The 411-nt window shown below is 52.3% G+C and carries 1 protein-coding gene; it reads left to right on the forward strand.

Annotated elements, in window-relative coordinates:
• Window positions 1-11 precede the first annotated feature (11 nt).
• The coding region (locus tag CSD97_RS11705; protein WP_173675113.1) for an NAD-dependent epimerase/dehydratase family protein at window positions 12-411 on the forward strand (400 nt) is incomplete at its 3' end.

The raw sequence follows: 411 nt of genomic DNA on the forward strand, positions 1-411 counted from the left end.
CCCATTAGTTTATGAAAATCTTAGTGACCGGCTCCCGAGGGTTTGTCGGCCGGAACCTTGTATCCCAGCTGCACAACATCCGTGACGGGAAAGCCCGCAATTACGGCATTGCAGGTGAAGAACTTACCATTTACGAATATGACATGGACAGTGACCCGGCCGAACTGGATGTCTATTGCAGACAAGCTGACTTTGTCTTCAATCTGGCAGGCGTGAACCGTCCCAAGGATGCGTCTGAGTTTATGAAAGGGAACTTCGGCTTCGCCTCCACCCTGCTTGATACATTGAAGAAGCACGGCAATACCAGTCCGGTAATGATTTCCTCTTCCACGCAGGCCGCACTCGACAACCCTTACGGTGAATCGAAGCGGGCAGGGGAGCAACTGTTGTTCGAGTACTCCAGGGAAACGG

Origin of the sequence: Bacteroides sp. AR29 (assembly GCF_900217715.1) — a bacterium.
In the GTDB taxonomy this organism is placed as follows: domain Bacteria; phylum Bacteroidota; class Bacteroidia; order Bacteroidales; family Bacteroidaceae; genus Bacteroides; species Bacteroides uniformis.